The organism is Paenibacillus terrae, from assembly GCF_000943545.1.
GTDB classification, from domain to species: Bacteria; Bacillota; Bacilli; order Paenibacillales; family Paenibacillaceae; genus Paenibacillus; species Paenibacillus terrae_A.
This window is the reverse complement of the sequence record NZ_JTHP01000020.1, coordinates 51,983-70,552: the sequence shown is the minus strand read 5'-3', so window position 1 is coordinate 70,552 and position 18,570 is coordinate 51,983. Positions and strand designations below refer to the sequence as shown.

The 18,570-nt window shown below is 47.6% G+C and carries 20 protein-coding genes and 1 other RNA gene; 6 read left to right on the top strand and 15 right to left on the bottom strand.

Features of this window, described 5'->3' with window-relative positions; genetic code table 11:
• Nucleotides 1–131: 131 nt before the first annotated feature.
• On the top strand, nucleotides 132–659 hold the full coding sequence (locus QD47_RS12105; protein WP_044646358.1) for a thioredoxin family protein: 528 nt from the start codon (nucleotides 132–134) through the stop codon (nucleotides 657–659).
• 92 nt (nucleotides 660–751) lie between these two features.
• Here QD47_RS12105 and QD47_RS12100 read toward each other — a convergent pair whose 3' ends face one another.
• From QD47_RS12100 to QD47_RS12090, 3 genes are read right to left on the bottom strand one after another with little or no spacing between them, the layout of a single operon-like run.
• Nucleotides 752–1,321, bottom strand: coding sequence for a DUF309 domain-containing protein (locus QD47_RS12100; protein WP_044646357.1), 570 nt, complete (start codon nucleotides 1,319–1,321; stop codon nucleotides 752–754).
• Entirely contained in the window at nucleotides 1,322–2,134 is an 813-nt protein-coding gene (locus QD47_RS12095) for a GTP pyrophosphokinase (RefSeq protein WP_044646356.1), read from the bottom strand. It lies immediately after the preceding gene.
• 34 nt (nucleotides 2,135–2,168) lie between these two features.
• Nucleotides 2,169–3,263, bottom strand: a complete 1,095-nt coding sequence (locus tag QD47_RS12090) for a quinone-dependent dihydroorotate dehydrogenase (RefSeq protein ID WP_044646355.1) — start codon at nucleotides 3,261–3,263, stop codon at nucleotides 2,169–2,171.
• A gap of 219 nt (nucleotides 3,264–3,482) precedes the next feature.
• Between QD47_RS12090 and QD47_RS32525 the strand changes: the two genes are divergently transcribed.
• A complete protein-coding gene (locus tag QD47_RS32525) occupies nucleotides 3,483–3,629 on the top strand; it encodes a hypothetical protein (protein ID WP_014280871.1) in 147 nt (48 codons plus the stop codon).
• 26 nt (nucleotides 3,630–3,655) lie between these two features.
• Here the strand turns inward: QD47_RS32525 and QD47_RS12085 are convergent, their stop codons facing one another.
• From QD47_RS12085 to QD47_RS12075, 3 genes are all read right to left on the bottom strand, one after another.
• Complete coding sequence (locus QD47_RS12085; protein ID WP_044646354.1) at nucleotides 3,656–5,086, bottom strand: L,D-transpeptidase; 1,431 nt, start codon at nucleotides 5,084–5,086, stop codon at nucleotides 3,656–3,658.
• Between the two features lie 157 nt (nucleotides 5,087–5,243).
• Nucleotides 5,244–5,486 (bottom strand): ferredoxin, encoded by a 243-nt coding sequence (locus QD47_RS12080; protein WP_014280869.1) that lies wholly within the window; start codon nucleotides 5,484–5,486, stop codon nucleotides 5,244–5,246.
• A gap of 162 nt (nucleotides 5,487–5,648) precedes the next feature.
• Complete coding sequence (locus QD47_RS12075) at nucleotides 5,649–6,929, bottom strand: DNA polymerase IV (protein ID WP_044646353.1); 1,281 nt, start codon at nucleotides 6,927–6,929, stop codon at nucleotides 5,649–5,651.
• A gap of 245 nt (nucleotides 6,930–7,174) precedes the next feature.
• On the opposite strand from QD47_RS12075, the gene cimA reads away from it, so the two are divergent.
• Entirely contained in the window at nucleotides 7,175–8,791 is a 1,617-nt protein-coding gene (gene cimA / locus QD47_RS12070) for a citramalate synthase (RefSeq protein WP_044646352.1), read from the top strand.
• Between the two features lie 36 nt (nucleotides 8,792–8,827).
• Here cimA and QD47_RS12065 read toward each other — a convergent pair whose 3' ends face one another.
• The 4 genes from QD47_RS12065 to QD47_RS12050 form a co-directional block, all read right to left on the bottom strand.
• Entirely contained in the window at nucleotides 8,828–9,562 is a 735-nt protein-coding gene (locus tag QD47_RS12065) for a TlpA family protein disulfide reductase (protein ID WP_235332254.1), read from the bottom strand.
• 106 nt (nucleotides 9,563–9,668) lie between these two features.
• Nucleotides 9,669–10,406 (bottom strand): exonuclease domain-containing protein, encoded by a 738-nt coding sequence (locus QD47_RS12060; protein ID WP_025686468.1) that lies wholly within the window; start codon nucleotides 10,404–10,406, stop codon nucleotides 9,669–9,671.
• A complete protein-coding gene (locus QD47_RS12055) occupies nucleotides 10,403–11,485 on the bottom strand; it encodes a DUF294 nucleotidyltransferase-like domain-containing protein (RefSeq protein ID WP_044646351.1) in 1,083 nt (360 codons plus the stop codon). The genes QD47_RS12060 and QD47_RS12055 overlap by 4 nt, the downstream gene beginning before the upstream one ends.
• 48 nt (nucleotides 11,486–11,533) lie before the next feature.
• The gene (locus tag QD47_RS12050) at nucleotides 11,534–12,937 is read right to left on the bottom strand and encodes an ammonium transporter (protein ID WP_044646350.1); all 1,404 of its coding nucleotides are present in this window, start codon (nucleotides 12,935–12,937) and stop codon (nucleotides 11,534–11,536) included.
• Between the two features lie 296 nt (nucleotides 12,938–13,233).
• On the opposite strand from QD47_RS12050, the gene QD47_RS12045 reads away from it, so the two are divergent.
• Complete coding sequence (locus QD47_RS12045; protein ID WP_044646349.1) at nucleotides 13,234–13,665, top strand: MerR family transcriptional regulator; 432 nt, start codon at nucleotides 13,234–13,236, stop codon at nucleotides 13,663–13,665.
• Nucleotides 13,666–13,709: 44 nt separating this feature from the next.
• Nucleotides 13,710–14,381 carry a zinc metallopeptidase gene (locus QD47_RS12040; protein ID WP_044646348.1) on the top strand — a complete coding sequence of 224 codons (672 nt, stop codon included), beginning with the start codon at nucleotides 13,710–13,712 and terminating at the stop codon, nucleotides 14,379–14,381.
• Nucleotides 14,382–14,477: 96 nt separating this feature from the next.
• On the opposite strand, the gene QD47_RS12035 is transcribed toward QD47_RS12040, so the two are convergent.
• Nucleotides 14,478–15,407, bottom strand: coding sequence for a LysR family transcriptional regulator (locus QD47_RS12035; protein ID WP_014280860.1), 930 nt, complete (start codon nucleotides 15,405–15,407; stop codon nucleotides 14,478–14,480).
• A gap of 98 nt (nucleotides 15,408–15,505) precedes the next feature.
• Entirely contained in the window at nucleotides 15,506–16,129 is a 624-nt protein-coding gene (locus tag QD47_RS12030; RefSeq protein ID WP_044646347.1) for a rhomboid family intramembrane serine protease, read from the bottom strand.
• A 119-nt stretch (nucleotides 16,130–16,248) separates the two neighbouring features.
• Here QD47_RS12030 and tpx point away from each other — a divergent pair, with 119 nt between their 5' ends.
• Nucleotides 16,249–16,767, top strand: coding sequence for a thiol peroxidase (gene tpx, locus QD47_RS12025; protein ID WP_014280858.1), 519 nt, complete (start codon nucleotides 16,249–16,251; stop codon nucleotides 16,765–16,767).
• A gap of 110 nt (nucleotides 16,768–16,877) precedes the next feature.
• Here the strand turns inward: tpx and QD47_RS12020 are convergent, their stop codons facing one another.
• From QD47_RS12020 to QD47_RS12015, 3 genes are all read right to left on the bottom strand, one after another.
• A complete protein-coding gene (locus tag QD47_RS12020) occupies nucleotides 16,878–17,270 on the bottom strand; it encodes a DUF1499 domain-containing protein (RefSeq protein ID WP_044646346.1) in 393 nt (130 codons plus the stop codon).
• A 212-nt stretch (nucleotides 17,271–17,482) separates the two neighbouring features.
• Nucleotides 17,483–17,676: non-coding RNA, 6S RNA (ssrS, locus tag QD47_RS30720), on the bottom strand.
• A 52-nt stretch (nucleotides 17,677–17,728) separates the two neighbouring features.
• Nucleotides 17,729–18,496, bottom strand: a complete 768-nt coding sequence (locus QD47_RS12015) for a YesL family protein (protein ID WP_044646345.1) — start codon at nucleotides 18,494–18,496, stop codon at nucleotides 17,729–17,731.
• Nucleotides 18,497–18,570: the final 74 nt, after the last annotated feature.

The following is an 18,570-nucleotide window of genomic DNA, read 5'->3' as shown; positions in this document are numbered from 1 at the left end:
TTTATTGTACCATAATCAAACTGTTAAGCTGCAATATCCGTGTGATTTACAAACTTTCACTACAAGCTGTAATGTTGTATAATAATGAGATTCATAGCTACATATTTTGTATTTTGATAGGAGAGATGGCATTGAACACCCAAAAATCCAACAAAAAAAAGCTTATACCTGTCATTGGCTTTTTTGTTGTGCTCGTCATTCTGCTTGGGGTGCTGCTAGCTTTAAATTCAGGCACTAAAAACAAGCTGTATGGCGTTTCCACAGCCTCATTAAAGCCTGCCACCCAAGAGCTGCTGAATGATCCAAACTATCAGCAGATTATTAAACCGGAGGATCTGCAAAGCAAAATTGACAAAAAGGAAAACTTTTTCGTCTATCATTTTGCATCCGACTGTGTACATTGCCGCGCCACCACTCCCAAGCTAATGCCTTTGAGCAAGCAGGAGAACATCACCATGCACGAATTTAACCTGCGTGAGTATGAGGACGGCTGGGACAAGTACAAAATTGAGTACACCCCTACGCTCATCTATTACGAAAAAGGCGTAGAAAAAGAGCGTATGGTAGGTGGTTTGAAGGAAAGCCCTTCCGACAACGGCTATACACTCGACGATTTCAAAGCCTTTTTTGAAAAATATAAAAAGAACGTAACCTCCTAAACGACGTTCACACGGCTTAGGCTACTGAACGATAAAGCAGCCCGATCCGCTGAAACGGATCGGGCTGCTTGCTTTCATAGACACGCCTCAGATTACGTCGTGCCCTTCGTACCAGGCGAGGCAGAGCAGGAGCTGCGGGCCGCCTGTCTGCGCCTCACAGAAGCCTCAAGCGCCTGCTGACGCTGCTCATGCTTTTCCCCACGCCGCGGTCCTCTTTGCTGCGGGATATTGGCTGCTATGGACGACGATGCGTCCTCCACGGCCTGACGCAGCCCGGGATTGACGATTTCAATCGTCAAATCCCGATAAACCGGCGGCTGGCGCTGGAGATCTGCCGAGCCACCTACAACAGCCTCGGCAAGCTGGCTGGCGCAAGCGCGCGCCTCGTCCACCAGCTTCGCCATGTTAATGCCCAGCGCCTGCGGAGACGCATGCTCCAGCTTGTGTACCGCACTGTCCAGCATCATATATCCGCCTCGGAAATTTCCGTTTCGAAAATGATACAGCCCTACAGCAATTTGCAGCAAACCTTTATATACAGGGTCACGGTCCAGCTTTAGCCACAGCTCTTCCAGTACCTCGTGACATTCAAAATAATCCCGATCCCGATTGAAGTATACCAAATAAGCCACGTACAACGGTTCATAGGAAACGTTCACCATTTAATACTCATCCCTGTCGTCTTCCTTGGTAGAAGCTGCCAGCAATTCCTTGACTTCATCATGGAGCAGCTTGATCCCCTCCATGTCGTGCCGTTCCCACAGCTCATTGAACCTGCGCTGCGCATCAATCGTTTCACTGATCTTATGATAGAAATACAGACGGTGCATACCCGTAAGCACCTTGGATACGATATTCGCTTCATCCTCAAACTTCTTCTGCGCTTCCAATATTTCAAGACGCATCGAAGACATCTCATTATCCAGTACAAAGGCCGCCTCAGCTGCCTTTTTCAACCGTGTCCGCATATTATCCGGTAAGCTTTCACGATACTTATAACTGAGGGAATGTTCGATGGTTGCCCAAAAATTCATGGCTAAGGTACGGATCTGAATTTCTGCCAGCACAATTTTTAATCCAAGCGCTGTCTGCACTGGATATTCCACAATCATATGAAAGCTGCGATATCCGCTATCTTTATAATTGGTGATATAGTCCTTTTCATACAGTACAGTCAAATCCTTGCGTCTTCGAATATACTCGGCTACCCGCCGGATATCCTCAACAAATTGGCACATGATGCGGATTCCTGCAATATCCTCGATTCCCGTCTCCAGCAGATCAGAAGGAACCTGTAATCTCTTCGCTTTATCGAGGATGCTTGATATTTTTTTCACCCGTCCGGTTACGAATTCGATAGGAGCGTATTCCTCGCGCTTTTTCAGCTCCGCACGCATTGTTTTGAACTTGACCTTAAGCTCCTCCACCGCCTGATCATATGGCAGCAAAAATGTTCCCCAGTCTCTTCCGTCCATCCCCGTACCTCCTGTCTCTTCCGACAACACTTTTTTATCTGTGATCTGCACCAACAGCCTCGGTAATGTGTCTAAAGCCGTCCTTTCGCAGCAGCTCACGCAGACCGGCATGTAATGTCCGGTTCACTTCCGGTCCCTCATAGATCAATGCTGTATAAATTTCAATCAGGCTTGCGCCTGCTTTAATTTTGTCGTAAGCATCACGACTGCTGAAAATGCCGCCCGATCCGATAATCGGCAGCTTTCCATCTGTTTGGCGATACACTCGTCCGATGACCTCTGTAGAACGGTCACGCAGCGGCTTACCGCTCAGCCCTCCCGTCTCACTTGCATTCCGATGCGTCAGGCCAGCCCTCGAAATTGTCGTATTCGTCGCGATGATACCGTCTACTCCACTGGCCGCAATCGCATCTGTCATATATTCCAGTTCCTCATCTGATACGTCCGGCGCAATTTTGACCAGTACAGACTTGGCTCCGCCATACTTCGTCGCCTGTACTCCCATCTCTGCTCGAACAGCTTCCAGCAGCGATTTCAGCTCACTGCCATGCTGGAGCTTTCGTAAATCCGGCGTATTCGGTGAACTAATATTCACTACAAAAAAGTCCGCATACGGATACAGCGCGGAAATGCACTTCTCATAATCCTTATGGGCATCCTCATTAGGCGTGTTCTTGTTTTTACCAATATTAACAGCGACCGGAACAGGCCGATGTTTTAGCGCAGCCAGACGTTTAGCCATGCTTTCCGCACCCAGATTGTTAAAGCCCATCCGATTCACTAACGCCTCATCGGGAGGCAACCGAAACAAACGAGGGCGGTCATTGCCGGGCTGTCCCACAGGTGTCACCGTGCCTACTTCCATAAAACCAAACCCGATCGAGGAAAAGCCGGCAACTGCTTCCGCATTTTTATCCAATCCCGCAGCCAGTCCAATCGGGTTGGGAAAATGAAGGCCGAACAGATCAACCGCAAGATCCTCCGTTTCCTTGACTCCGTACATTCCCCGCAGCGTTGCTGTTCCACCGGGAAGCGCCCCCGCATACTTCAAGCCATCAATGACGACATGATGGGCCGTCTCTGGACTCATTTTGAAAAAAACAGGTTTCACAATCCTTCGATACAACACGATTCATCCACTCCGTTCTATGCCCTTGCGCAATCCTAAAAAAACATCTCTACAAAATAGTTTAGCTTTTTCCATACCAAAAAGAAAGTAATTTGCGACGTGCAGTATCAGGAACAATTCGTTTGTCATGGAGATGTCATTGAAAATGTATAATCAAACCATTTACAATGGACATAGTAAGACAGGGCTATAGCCCGTCAGAAAAGAGGGATTGCCGATATGAAGACCAAGCGCAAGCCGCCAAGTCTGCAAAAGAAAAAGGACGAGGTGAACAAGAAAGCGATTGTATGGACCGCCGTCAGTTTTGTTCTCCTCATCATTGTGATTGTTCTGGTCGTTGTTTTGGCACAAGCAGGAAATCGTTAAACTTCATGTAGCAATAGCATCTAAAGCTAATTTAGCCAGTGATAGGTTTTGCGGGGATTGGTCTGGTCGTGCTGCGGCTCAGTCGTAAAATGGGAGCCAGGTACAAGCACTTGACCAGGCAGTCCCCCGTTACCAATGACCACCTCTGTACCTGAAGGTACGAGAGCAAATAACTCCTCCACATCCTCTTTGCCCATGCGAACGCAGCCTAGCGACTCATTTTTGCCAATGCTGTCCGACTCGTTGGTGCCATGGATGGCATAATTCGTTGCAGACAGCTGCATACCTCGGCTGCCAAACTCACCGTTGGACTTACCGTTCGGATTTACAACTTTATCCGTAATAACAAACTTCCCTTCCGGAGTTCGATCTCCACCCAATCCGATAGGATAATTGCGGATCAGCACATTGCCACTCACCAAACCGAGCCTGTGTTTCGACTTGTCTACCACAATCCGCAACGGCTGCCCCAGAAAAGGCCCTCCATACAGCGACGACGCCAGCAAAGGACTGCTTTCAGCCGACGAGCCAGCTTGTTGACTTGCTGCTCCTTCAGCCCTCTGTCCCTGTGAAGCAAGTAAATTACGCATAGGTGTAAAAGCCTTCTTCATTCCGTCTGTCGTACCGTACATCATATTATCCGGAAAGCTTCCGGTCAGCTCATCGAGACTTTGAGGAAGACGTTGATGCTGCGTACGAAAAGCACGCATGGAGCTATTCAGCACAGCCAGTTCTTCCTGTCCCACAGCCCATTGCAGACCTGCTTTTCGAAGCTTTTCACTGTCAGACGGCTTACAAGCACACGCTGCTGCGTCGTAAGACTGGACAGCCAAGCCTCCATTTCCTTTGTTTTGTAAGCTAAGCAGCGGCTGCATACGATCTCTCCAGAGCATCCAAGAACCGCTTTGCTCCATGCCCAGCACTGTGGTCTTGGCTGGTAGACGACTAGCCTTTGCCAACATATCTGCAAGTGCCGTTCCTGCTGAACTGCCTGTGCGCGCTTGGGCCGTAAACACGCCACCAGCACCAGGCCCACCGATCTGAGCCACTTCATTCGGGTCAGAAGTCTGTACTCCTGCCACTTGGACATTGTCGGCTGCCACAGGCTCTGTTCCTGACGGAACGGATGCACTTTCCCTCGAATGGCCCGGCGAATTGGCTGAAGGCACCCATATTAGAAGAAGTACCATCAACGTAGTTAACAAATAACGCGTTCGAGCCGTTCTCCGCGCCTTCTCCTTAGACATCTGAACCAGTTTATCCTGATACTCCATCCATACGTCTGCCGGAATCTGTTTATGCTCGAAGGCTTCGAACACTTCCCCCGCGCGATTGAAGCAATAATTTGCTTTGCCCTCCTGACCGCTGCTCTCATACTCTTTTCCGAGCAAATACCAAGCCATTTTATTATCAGGGTGCATTTTTACATACGATTTAAGATGAGGCGAATGATTCATCGGATCCTCCTGATCGTGTAGTCTTGCCCTATTATTTACTATGTATATCGGCCAAAATAGATCATATGGATAGCACATAAAAAAAACAGCACCGACAGCACCTTTTCACCGTTGTACGGCAAAGTGTGCTGTCGGTGCTGTGCCTATCCAAGTAGACTTAACCTTCTTTATTGAACGGCTCGTCTGCAACTTTAATAGAATCAGTAGGGCAACCGTCACAAGCATCCTGCATATCATCAAACAGGTCGTCTGAAATTGCCTTGATGCCTTGGTTTCCATCTCCATCAAAGATCACTTCAGCCAAGCCCTCATCGTCATAATCATAAATGTCCGGTGCTGTAGCACCACAGGCTCCGCACGCAATGCATGTATCTTTTTCTACCCAAGTGTATTTAGCCATAACTCTCCTCTGCCTCCTATACAATCAAACAAACCAGCTTTTGCATTCTATTCACATATTAATACAAACAATAAATTATTACAAATTATTTTCATTGATCCTTTATGCAAAAAATACTTATAACGTATGCCTCCGTTGCTTTACACAAATCCACCAAAAAGTTTACTCAGGCGTCTGGAGATTGTCTTTTTGCAGCGAAGTTCCGCGCAGCTTGGAGTTCCGAAGAAGTACCGAAGGGTCATCTCCCAGCATCCCGGCGGTCAGAACTGCATTTTCGCCAAACTTGTCCCGTAGCGCATCCATTGTCTTCAGCAAGCTTTCCTTTTTGGGCTGGTCCTTGTATTCAAAAAGATCCATTTGAACGGCAGCTTCTTCCTTCGGGACTAACTGCTGAAGCGTAATTCCCAGCAAGCGCACAGGTTTGTCCTCTCCCCAATGCCGCCGATACAGCGCACAAGCTTCCTTATATATGTCCTCTGCACTTTCCGTAGGAATACTCCTTACCTGAGAACGCGTAAAGGTCTTCATCTCCGGCGTCCGAATTGTCAATTGAATACCTCCTGCCAGCATGCCATGCCGTCGAAGCCGGCGGGCTACCTGATCGCTGATATTGAGAAGCACTCGTTGGGCTTCCTCCAGCTTCACCACATCCATGGGCAAGGTGGTGGTGTGTCCGATGGACTTGTTCGGCTCCCGCTCAGTATTGACCGGAGAATGATTAATCCCGTTAGCAGCCAGCTTTAACCACGAGCCAGTCACGCCAAATACGCCGATCAGCATATGCTCGTCCGCCTTGGCCAATTGGCCAATGGTGCGAATGTTCATTTGCCGAAGCTTGTCGGCTGTTTTTCGTCCCACACCAAACAATTGACCACAGGGAAGATTCCACAAAATATTGGGTACATCGCGCAAGCGCAAAACAGATATCCCGCGTGGCTTTTTCAGGTCAGAGGCCATTTTGGCCAGCAACTTGTTGGGTGCCACACCGATGGAGCAGGGCAGTCCCAGTTCGTCAGCTACTCTGCTCTGAATTTCCTCCGCGATCTCCATAGGCGTTCCAAACTGCCTGGAACCTGTAATGTCCAGATAACATTCATCAATTGAAGTTGCCTCCAACATAGGCGTATACGAATAAGCAATGCTCATAAAAGCTTTGGAATAACGACGGTACAGGTGAAAATCAGGCTGAATCACGATAAGCTGCGGACAAATCCGCCGGGCTTGCTGGACGACCATCCCTGTTGAGATGCCCAATCGCCGGGCTTCATAGGAGCAGGTTACGATTACTCCTCTGCGCAGCTCACTGCTGCCCGCGACGGCGGTAGGTAAACCCTTGTATTTCTCCGGTTCCTCCGCTGCATGAACAGAACAATAAAATGCGTTCATATCGACATGCAGAATAACCCGCCCACCAACCGGATAATAAGCACTGACGTCTCTCACGCTCAACCCTTCTTTTAACTATAAATTATAAAATGATTCTATGCCCTATTTTACATGAAATTAAAGGTTTGCGGTCAAAAATGATATTTATATATTACATTTGAAGTCATAAGTTGATATAATCAAAAATCATACGAATCAAGGCAGGTTGATACTTTTCTATTTTCACGCGTTAAATCATTAAATAAGCTGCTTAAAAAAGCAAAGCACTACCAATCTATGCAATCCGCGAAGGAGGAGTCCTCATGTCCACCGCTATCTCTATCTTCGATACAACACTGCGCGACGGAACTCAAGGAGAAGGAATTAGCTTGTCTGCTGACGACAAATTGAAAATCGCCAAAAAACTCGATGATCTCGGTGTTCATTATATTGAAGGCGGGATTCCCGGGAGTAACAGCAAGGATATCGAATTTTTCAAACGAGTGCAAGAGCTGGGACTTCAGGCAAAGATTGTCGCCTTCGGCAGCACACGCCGTAAAGATAGCATAGCGGCACAGGATGCCAATTTGCAACGGATTCTGGAATCCGGCGCTCAAGCGGCTACTCTCGTCGGCAAATCATGGGATTTTCATGTACACACAGCCTTACAGACGACCCTCGAAGAAAATCTGTCCATGATTTACGACTCCATCGCCTTTTTAAAGCAAGGGGGCATGGAGGTTATTTTTGATGCCGAGCATTTTTTTGACGGATATAAAAATAATCCCGAATACGCACTCGCGGTCATGAAAAAAGCAGAAGAAGCAGGCGCAGATTGGCTCGTCATGTGCGATACTAACGGCGGTACCATGCCGCATGAAATACAGGAAATTGTCAACATACTGCAAAGCCAGCTGACAAGGTCACGGTTGGGCATTCACACACACAATGACTGCGAATTGGCTGTTGCCAATACACTGAGTGCAGTGCAAGCAGGCGCGAGACAAATTCAAGGTACGATTAACGGATACGGCGAGCGTTGTGGTAACGCTAATTTATGCTCCGTCATTCCAAATTTGCAGCTCAAGCTCGGCTACGATTGTTTGGACTCCGACAAACTAAAGCAGCTTCACAACACGGCCCGCTTTGTCAGCGAAGTCGCCAACGTGAATTTGCCTGTGAACCAGCCTTATGTCGGTAATGCTGCCTTTGCTCACAAGGGCGGTATCCACGTGTCAGCTATTCTGCGCGACTCGCGAACCTATGAGCACATCGCCCCCGAACTGGTGGGCAACAAGCAACGGGTGCTGGTCTCTGAACTAGCCGGACAAAGCAATGTTGTGTCCAAAGCGCAGGAACTGGGTATTACCCTTGATCCGTCCAGCAATGAGGCCCGTGGCGTCATCAGCCGCATTAAGGAGCTGGAGCATCAGGGCTACCAGTTTGAAGGAGCCGATGCTTCACTGGAGCTGCTCATTCGTGAAGCGGGCGGTGAAGTGAAGGAAATGTTCTCGTTTGAGTCCTTCAAGGTGCTTGTGGAGAAAACAGCGGGCCGTCCAGTTGTATCCGAAGCGTTCTTGAAGCTGAATGTTGCAGGCACAAGCGTTTATACTGCTGCCGAAGGCAACGGTCCAGTCAACGCACTCGATAATGCACTGCGTAAAGCCCTTTCTCAATATTTTCCGGCACTGCGGGATATGCATCTGGCTGACTACAAAGTACGTGTACTTGACGAAAAAGATGCCACCGCTGCCAAGGTACGTGTGCTCATTGAATCCAAAAATTACGAGGACGTCTGGAGTAACGTGGGCGTATCCGAAAATGTAATTGAAGCCAGCTGGGAAGCACTGGTGGACAGTTTCCGTTATGCGTTGCTGGAAGCACCGTCTCCGAAAAATCAGCAGACCGACCTATCGCCTCAAGGACTGGTAAATCACTGATTTGATAAGTGCTTATATTGTTAATAAGCGGTGTCTTTAGCGGTCTATTCGGACCTCAAAGGCACCGTCTTTTTTTTGCAGCAACTCTATTTTTCGTTCCAGCTCCCCTTCGCTGAGCATGCCGATTATGATTTCACGTACCTGCCCATGACGGTCAACCATGACATGAGTTGGGAAAGCCGCACCCCCAAACCGTTCAAACAGCGCCCCTTGCTCATCAAGCAAAACTGGAAATTGGAGCTTTAGGGAGTGGAAAAACTTTTGCACATCCTCCAACCGATCATAGCGTGTTACATTAATACCATATACGTCCACATCGTGCTTGTACTTGCTATATAGCTCATTCAGTACAGGTGCCTCCAAACGGCACGGATCGCACCATGAGGCCCAGAAGCTAATTACCAGCGCTTTGTCGCGCTTGACTCCCATATTGTAGGATTTGCCGTCCAAACCTTTTAAAATCATAGAAGGAAGCGGTTGACCAGGCTGTATCTTTTGCATCACTTCTATAGTATCTAACTCTGTATCTACCCCTTTGCCAGCTTCAAGTCTTTCTCCGTCCTCATTTTCCTCCTGAGTTTGCACATTTTTAGCCGCTACGCTTGCCGCATAAGTATAAGTCATGTTTGTTTCTACTCCCCATGAAGCTACTCCTACCACCAGCATAACCATCAGGAATTTAATAAAAACAACTTTTTTCACAGTCCAATCACCCGGCCTTTCATCTGGATTACTCTCACCTTCTCCATATGGTGCCCCTTCTACTCCCACCTCTAACCCTTCCAATCTATACAGAGGCAAAAAAACAGCAAACCCACGAATGATCGCAGACTTGCTGTAATGTTGTTCTATATTGAAACTTGTACCTTGTACTGGATCAGGCATGGCTTAAATGAGCATACACATCTGCCAAATTGGTCACATTACGCTTCAGCATTTCCTGAACGTACGCCACCCACAGCTTTGCCGTCATTTTCGCGTCCTCTAACGCATGATGCCTTCCCTGAATCGGTATGCCCTGATAGGTCAGCAGCTCATCCAAACTGTACGTTTGGTGCTGCTGCGGTTCCAGCCATTTGGCAAGCATCATCGTATCCAAAACACGGTGGGTCAGTTGCACTTTAGAGGTTTTCCACAACGCTGCATTCAAAAATGCCTTGTCATGAGCACTGGCATGCGCTACAAGCACCCGTCCCCCTACAAAGGACATAAAGTCATGCAGCCCATCCATAAGCGGCAAAGCCTCATCCGTCATTTCCCGGGTAATCCCGGTAAGCTCCGTAATGTGCTCAGGAATGGCCGTACGTGGATTGACAAGCGTGTAAAATTGCTCTTTTTCCATTATCGTATCCCCAACAACCCGAATCGCACCGAACGATAAAATTTCATCTCCATGCTGCGCTGAAAATCCCGTAGTTTCCAAGTCAAAAACAACCGTTTCCAAACGCTCCAGCGGGGTTCGCAATACCTCAGAGCGCCGTTGCTCCCGAGTTAAGGAACGGATAAAGGCCATCTGCTGAGCCGTAGGAGCTCCCATCACTGAAGCGATGGCCGACGGTACCCCTCCTCTGCGAAGAGCGCTCCAAAAGCCGCCTCCCTGCGCTGGTTCCTTCATGACCTTCTCCCTTCCGTAAACCGCAACTGTCTTTGCAGCGCGCGATGTAGCCGCCGCACCGTCGAAAGCGCCTCGCGCAGTTCATGCCAGCCCTTACCTTGCTTCAACGGTTTGACAGCAAGGTAACCCTTGCTAACTAAGAGTCCGTTCTTTTCCTGCACCGGAGTAGCCATCCGAAGCTGTAGCGCGATCCGAAAGGCCCGCTCACAAGCATCCAGCAAAGGTGACGGTGCTGCTTCCAGCAGCGCGAGCCGCCTGAGCCTTTTCAACGTAGAGCTCTCCTCCACCCCGTGCTGCAAAGCCCAAAACCGTACTGCATTTACCAATGGGATGTACAAACCGTATTTTACATCAAAATCACCCGCGTGCTCCCCGAAGCGCTCGGTAACGATTTGACCCAAAATATTAAGTGTCGCTTTATGCCTTACCGTGTTCCTAAGTACCGCGGAAGGCAAATCCGGATGCTTGCGCAGCAACGCATAAAAGCTCCGCTTCCATTCTGCTGACAATTGCTCGTCTCCAGCGATATGCCTCATATCAGAAGAGATAATCAGATAACGAATCGGCTCCCATGCAAAATCATCGGACCATTTTGCCAGCTGCTCCTGCCACTCAGACAACGTTTTGCGCCATAGCGGCTCTGAACACATCACTTTCCCTTCACATTTCGGATATCCCAAATATTCCAGCATTGCAGATATCCTCTGGCCGAACTTCATAAAATATGATTCTTTCCCGACAGATGCAGTGTCACTAATAATCATACCGTTATCTTGGTCACTCCATAGCGTCGACTCCGAGCGTCCCATGCTGCCGAAGGCTATAAATGCGTAAGGGACGGGAGGAAGGCCGAAGCCATCCTCAACCATCCCTTTTTCGCACATTTGCACAGCTCTGGCTGCAATGCGATCATGCATATCATTCGCCGTTTGTAACCAGTCTGATAACGGAGCGGAGGCTTGGGAAGCCAGCAGCCATTTTTGAGAATCGACCCTGGCCTGCCTTAGCGATTCAGGCGTATCTGCATGATCAATCGCTTCGGCTGAACTCACCCAAGGTGCCGTATTTTGCAGTTCCATACTTCCATCTCCTCCGCTCATCCATACTGGCTCTTTATATTTTACATATTAGCTTACAGTCCTAGAACGCTTCTCAGCCTCGGCAACCAACTTCATTTGCTCAGGATAGCCGTACGTACCATGCTCACTGATATCCAGTCCCATCGTTTCTTCCTCTTCCGTAACACGAATACCCATAATGGCTTTCATCGCACCCAGAATAATGAAGGAAATAACGAATACGAAAGCAAATGTCCCTACCAGTCCAAGCAACTGTACTCCCAATTGCGTAAATCCGCCACCATAGAATAGCCCGGCTTGACCAACACCTGTTATTTTCACCAGCTCAGGAGTAGCGAACAATCCTGTGGATATCGCACCCCACATCCCTGCAATACCATGGACGGAAAATGCATATACCGGATCATCTACTCTTGCACGCTCAAACCATTGTGCTGTGAAGAAGGTAACAATCCCTGCTACCGCACCGATGACCAGAGCCGCCCAAGGAGCTACAAATGCGCACGCCCCTGTTATTGCGACCAAAGCCGCCAGTACACCGTTCAGCATGGACGGAATATCCGCTTTTCCATAGACCATCCAGGATACCAGCAGGGCAAATACTCCACCTGCCGCCGCAGCAAGATTCGTGGTTACCGCTACATACCCGAAGAAACCGTCATTCATGGCCGATACAGCACTACCCGGATTAAATCCGAACCAGCCAAACCAGAGAATAATAACACCCAGTATGGAATACACCTGATTATGTCCAGGAATAATATTCGGCTTGCCGTCTTTATTGAACTTGCCCAAACGCGGTTTCAGCAGCAGTGTAGCGACAAGTGCCGCCGTAGCGCCTGTCAGATGGACTACCGTCGAACCGGCATAATCCTGCATGCCCAGCTTGCCAAGCCAGCCGCCGCCCCATACCCAGTGAGCTACAACCGGGTAGATTACGATGGAGAACAAAACACCGAAAATGATGTATACACTTAATTTTGCACGCTCTGCCATTCCCCCACATGCGATAGAAAGAGACACAGCAGCAAAAGCAAAGTGGAACAAAAACATGATTGTAATCGGAACATCCAGACCTGAAAGGGAGTCAAACGATACAGCAGCATCCGTGCCGCTCATGAAGAAACCCGTCAGCCCCATAAATCCGTTGCCGCCATCGTTACCGAAGCCTAGTCCGAACCCGAGAGCCCAGAATGACAATGCAGCAACGCCCGTGGTGAGTATCGTTTTACCAGCGACATGCCCCGCATTCTTCATTCGTGTGGAGCCAGCCTCCAGCAATGCAAATCCCGCCTGCATGAAAAACACAAGAATAAATGCCAAGAAGGTAAACGCCGTGTTTAATCCAGCTTGAAGCTGAATATTTGTCGGACCATCAGCAGCGAATGCCCCCACCGGAAAAGCCAGTACCGTCAGCATGGCCAGTAATGAAACAAACCACTTTTTTCTCATGAAGCCCACTCCCTCGAATGTTAAGTTTCTTTACACTTCGTGAAATTCTTATTGTCATTATAATCAGAATACATGAAACTTGACAAGATTTTTTTTATTAACTGAAAAAAATTCGATCTCGAACTTTCCATGTCATGTTTACTAACTATTAAAGTAGCTTGTATCTTACCCTAAAAAAAGCATGACGTTTGACTGTACGGTTGGGAATCATGTAAAATATTTTTATAAGCACTCTGTTTGCAGATGCGTAATATGGAAGGCTGAATGAAGAGCGCGAGGTGAGGACAGATGGGGATATGAAGCTATTTCGAATTGGCGAGCTAGCCAAGACGGCTGGTGTCAGCGAACGGACCATTGATTATTATACGAAGCTTGGTTTGATCACACCTGAAGAACGATCTTTGAAAAATTATCGGCTATACAATGATGAAACTTTAAAAAGACTTGAACGTATTAACCAAATGAAACAAGAGAAGTATAGCCTCGAGGAGATCAAACAGACATTAATGAAGTGGAATTCGGTTTCAGGCGAAGAGCACGTCACCGACAAGCTGACAAGTCTGGAGATGCACATGCAGCGCCTGGAGCGCGAAGTCAATGAGCTACAACCTCTTTTGGGGCAGCTCAAGCCCGTTCAAGCGCGTAAGCTGCTTACTGGTCTACTACCGCAAAGCGCCGCTTGTATCGAAGCTCTGAAGTATTTGCTGGAGCATAGCTCTATGATGTGAATTTCCAGGCTATACTGATGAAATAATATTGGAGGGTTGCTTTTATGATGGGGATGTATCTATTGATTATTCTTGCGTTCGGCTTATCCTTATGGGCGCAATTTCGTGTTAAAGGTACCTTTAACAAATGGTCTGATGTTCCTACAGAAAACGGCATGACAGGCTACGATGCCGCCCGGCACATGCTGGATCGCAACGGTTTGCATGATGTGCCCATTGAACCTGTGCCCGGTGCGTTATCTGACCACTATGATCCGATGCAACGAGTAGTACGCTTGTCCGAGCCTGTATATTATGAAAAATCTATTTCCGCAGTTGCAGTGGCTTGTCACGAGGTCGGTCATGCGATTCAGCATAAAGAGCATTATCCTATGCTGGCGCTGCGTCACCGGATTTTCCCGATTGTCAACTTCGCATCCGGTCTTGCACCGTTTCTGCTGATTGCCGGGTTCTTGTTCAGCTACACCAACCTGATTGGCTTAGGCATTATCTTTTTCTCAGCTACTGTCGCTTTTCAATTAATTACATTGCCAGTCGAATTTAATGCTTCCAACCGAGCCCGTGAAATTATGGTGTCCGAAGGATTTATCCGCAGTGATGAAGAACGAGGTGTAGCTAAAGTATTGAATGCCGCTGCATTAACATATGTGGCCGCTGCTCTCGTTTCCTTGCTGGAGCTGATTCGCTTGATCGGTATCTTCAACAGCCGTGACTAATCGCTTTTGTAGCAAAAAAGGTTGTTCCTCCGCCATGATGATGGTAGAGGAGCAACCTTTTTATATTTTATCCAATTCCCTATACTCACCTGTCCGTTAGTCCGCTTTAGCACTTCCATCCGTCACAGTGCCACTACCTTGAAGACCAAAATATTGCAACAAAAAAGTGCGGAACGATTTGGCAACCAACGGAAGCTTGTCATCTCTACGGTGAATTAAGCCAATGGTTCGCGTCACCTCGGGATCAACAATAGACACCCTCGCGGGCTGGAGCGGATTGGTCTGGAACAACGCCATCTCCGGCAAAAGACTGACCCCCATACCTGCGGCAACTAATCCGCGGATCGTATCCGTCTCCTCGCCTTCAAAAGCGATGTCCGGCGTAAATCCAGCCTCCAGACAAGCCTGCCAGACAATCGGACGCAAGGAGTAACCGTCTCTGAACAGAATGAACTTTTCTCCTTTAAGCTGATCCAGCGTGATGTGCCCGGCTGAAGCCAAAGGATGGTTAGGGGGCAGGACCGCAAACAGTTCCTCAGTCAACACCACATCTCCCTCGACATGATCATGACGATCTGGAAAAGGGGATACAAAAGCCAAATCCACCTCACCCGCTAACACATCACGGATCAAACTTGGGTACATCCCCTGTTTAAATCTGAATTTAACATTCGGATACCGTTTACGAAATTCAGCTACAACCGTAGGAATAAGATGAATGCCCAAACTGTGCGGGAAGCCTATACGAATTTCTCCACCCTCCGGGTCTAAAAACTCATGAACCTCCAGAACAGCCCGCTCCAAATCCTTTATAATCGTTTCAACCCGCTTGCAAAATAACTGTCCCACCGGTGTAAGCTGCAAGTTGCGGCCCTTTTGCATAAAAAGGTTCACACCCAGCTCCTCTTCAAGCTGATGAATTTGCCGACTGACCGCAGATTGCGCCACATGCAGCTCCTCGGCCGCCTGAGTGACATGTTCCTTTTGCGCTACCTTCATAAAGTATTGCAACTGTCGTAGTTCCACTCCGTTATTCGCTCCAATCTGTTTTTCAACATCAGGAAGAAGAGGTTAGGTGAACCTCTCCCTCTTTCTTGCTCTGCTGACTTACGGTAAAGCTGTCTTTAGTGACGTTTACGTTGGCCAGTCAATCTGATCATCAATCCATACAGGAAAAACCCGCTGAGCAGTCCTCCAAAATGGGCGGTCCAGTTAATGTTCGCCACAGCAAACGAAAACAGGATACCAAAGCCAAGCAGCGTGTACAGTGTTTTGCGCGAAGCCTCATCCATAAGCGTCCGCTGGAACAGGGCAACGTACAGAAATGCACCGTAGATGCCATATATCGCTCCTGAGGCCCCTACAGAGACCGTAGTTTCCGCTACCATGTTGTAATGCGCAATGGACATTACGTTTCCTACAATGCCTGTAGCAAGGTACAACAGCGCGTATCGAAAGGACCCTAGCAGACGTTCCAGCGGCGGAGCAAATACGAGAATCGCAAAGGAATTAAAGAAAAGATGATCAAACCCCGCGTGTAAAAACATAGCTGACACATAGCGCCATAACTGGTCGGTAAAGGGCTCCTCATTGATCAAGGCTCCATACCGAATCAGTGTTAAACTATTTTCCGATCCACCATGAACAGTCAGCACAATAAACATCACGATATTGATAAGCAGAATCAAACAGGTTACCGGGTAAAAACGTAAATAACTTTTCCAGTTCTCATAACGTAAAAAAATCAAGGCAATCCTTCCTTCATGGGTGTCTCCACCTTATTCAAATTGGACAATGTCTTTTATAAAAGATTATAATAGATTTCGGCACCGATAACCAATGCTAAAAACCAAGGAGGCTATTACATATGGCACAAGAACGTAAAGAAGTTGCTACTTTTAAAGGCAATCCTTTGACTCTCGTGGGTCCTGAACTGAAAGTTGGAGATCAGGCACCTGATTTTAAATTGCAAAAAAATCTGCTGGAAGCTGCTACGCTTCAAGACTTTGCAGGTAAAGTCAAGCTAATCAGCGTTGTTCCTTCTCTTGATACAGGCGTGTGTGACGCACAAACCCGTCGTTTTAATCAAGAAGCGGATTCTCTTGGGGATCAAGTCGTGATACTGACTGTCAGCGTGGATCTGCCGTTTGCCCAAGCTCGTTGGTGTGGTGCTGCGGGCATTGACCGTGTATTGACACTATCCGATTACAAGGACCATTCCTTTGGAGAAGCCTACGGCGTGTTCATTAAGGAATTCCACCTGGATCATCGCGCTATTTTCGTTATTGATCAAAACGATAAAATCGCTTATGTAGAATACTTGAGCGAAATGTCTGAGCATCCTGACTATGAGCAAGCGATTGCAGCGGTGAAGAAGCTCGTCTAATTCATTTGCTTACGTTAAGGCTGATTCGAATATTAAAAAAGCGAGTGAAGGGTTGCCTTCCTCGCTTTTTTTGACGTTGGTCTGCCACGTTGCTGCTCACACGTCTGCAATCACTGTACGACCTTATGAGCGGACAGTTTCTTGTCAATCACGGCAAACAACTGCAAAATAATGCGATAATTTGCACCCATGTCCCCCAGCGATCCGCGCGAAGCGGAATAAATATCCACAGCACTCCGAACTGGCGAGACGGACAATATAGAAACGGTAATGTCTACAGTTCTGCCGAATGCTGTTCGCTTCTCAAGCGTAATCTCACCTACGGATGGCACTTCATGCAGCATCTTGTAGCCAGGAATCTTTTTTAAAACAGACGATACCTCTTCCCAGGCCTTGTCTCTCGATAAGTTATAATAGCGCGTCTTCATTTGGGGGTCTTTGACCCGGTCGCTTGTACCTTCTTGGCTGCGCACAATCCCTACCAGAGTCCTCTTCAACGACAAGACATTTCCTCCTTCATGATAATCGTTGCTGAATACAGCACATCGATTTCCCTTTGCTGCAAGCGCTTTATAAAAAAGTTAAAACAACAAAGTAAACCCGATCATACCTGCAGTATGCGATTGAGTACCTTATTTCTTATTTTAGCATTATTACATACAAAAAACACCCTGTTTCTGCACGGAGCAGTATCAGGGTGTGTTGATTACGTTATAGAGTACCCGCCGATGCCGTCCGACCATAGCGTCTTCTGAACCTGCTTTAGCAGGTGGGTGACCGCAGGACAAACTTTTGAAGTCCCCTTGTCAGAATTGACAGGGCTTTTCAGCTGTCCACCCGTATTGATCTCCCTAGACATTGTCATTGGTTCAAAACAACAAATGACCGTAACGTGCATCGCAGGATGTGACCTTATTATAGCGCTTCTCACTCGGAAAGTAAATGCTAGGAGAAATCTGTTTTATTTTTGGAGATTATCACTTTTCTTGTCTTCCGTGCTTGCTGCTTCTTCGTCTTTCTCTTTCATTTTTTCCATCTGATCCTGCATTTTGAGGAACGTTCCATAAAAATTAAAGAAAGCGAACCAGGCTACCACACTACCAATGAAGAACAAGAACAGCACAGGGTATTTGACCCCAATAAAGATAACAACCGCGCTGCCAAGCATGGTAGAAAATACACGGAACGGTCGAATGAGCGTCAGCAAGACCGCATTTTTGATCAGTTGTCCGATGGACATATGATAATGAGCAACCATCGAGAAAAAGTTAAACATGGATACAAGCAAAATAATCATGAGAATAAGCATGATAATGCCTACAATTTGCAAATTGCTGAGCTGCGTCATATACACGGTATAATCCACATACATAATGACAAACAGCAGCGTGTAAAAGATGCCTCCGATCAGGCTCTGCTTGTAGTTTTCCTTGTATCCTTTAAAAAAGGTACGAAACACACCTGCATCCGTATCGCCCATTGCCCATTTGCGAACGACGCTAAACATGGCAGATGTAGCCGGGAATAAAGTAAGCGGTGCCAAAATAGCCATCGCCCAGTTCATTTGTAAAGATTCATTAGCCAAGTTCTGATTCATCACAAGTAGTTTGAGTATGAGACAGAACATAAAAGGCGACGAGCATAATACCCATAACAAATTGGTAGCCGCCAGTCGGGTAATCCATTCAGTCAGGCGATAAATACCACCCATAGCTCCTTTAAACTCCAACGTTAGTCTCTCCCTCCGCAAGCCTTGGCAGTTCCACGGCTCATGTTGCTGTGCCTGTAAATTCCGGCTGTTGA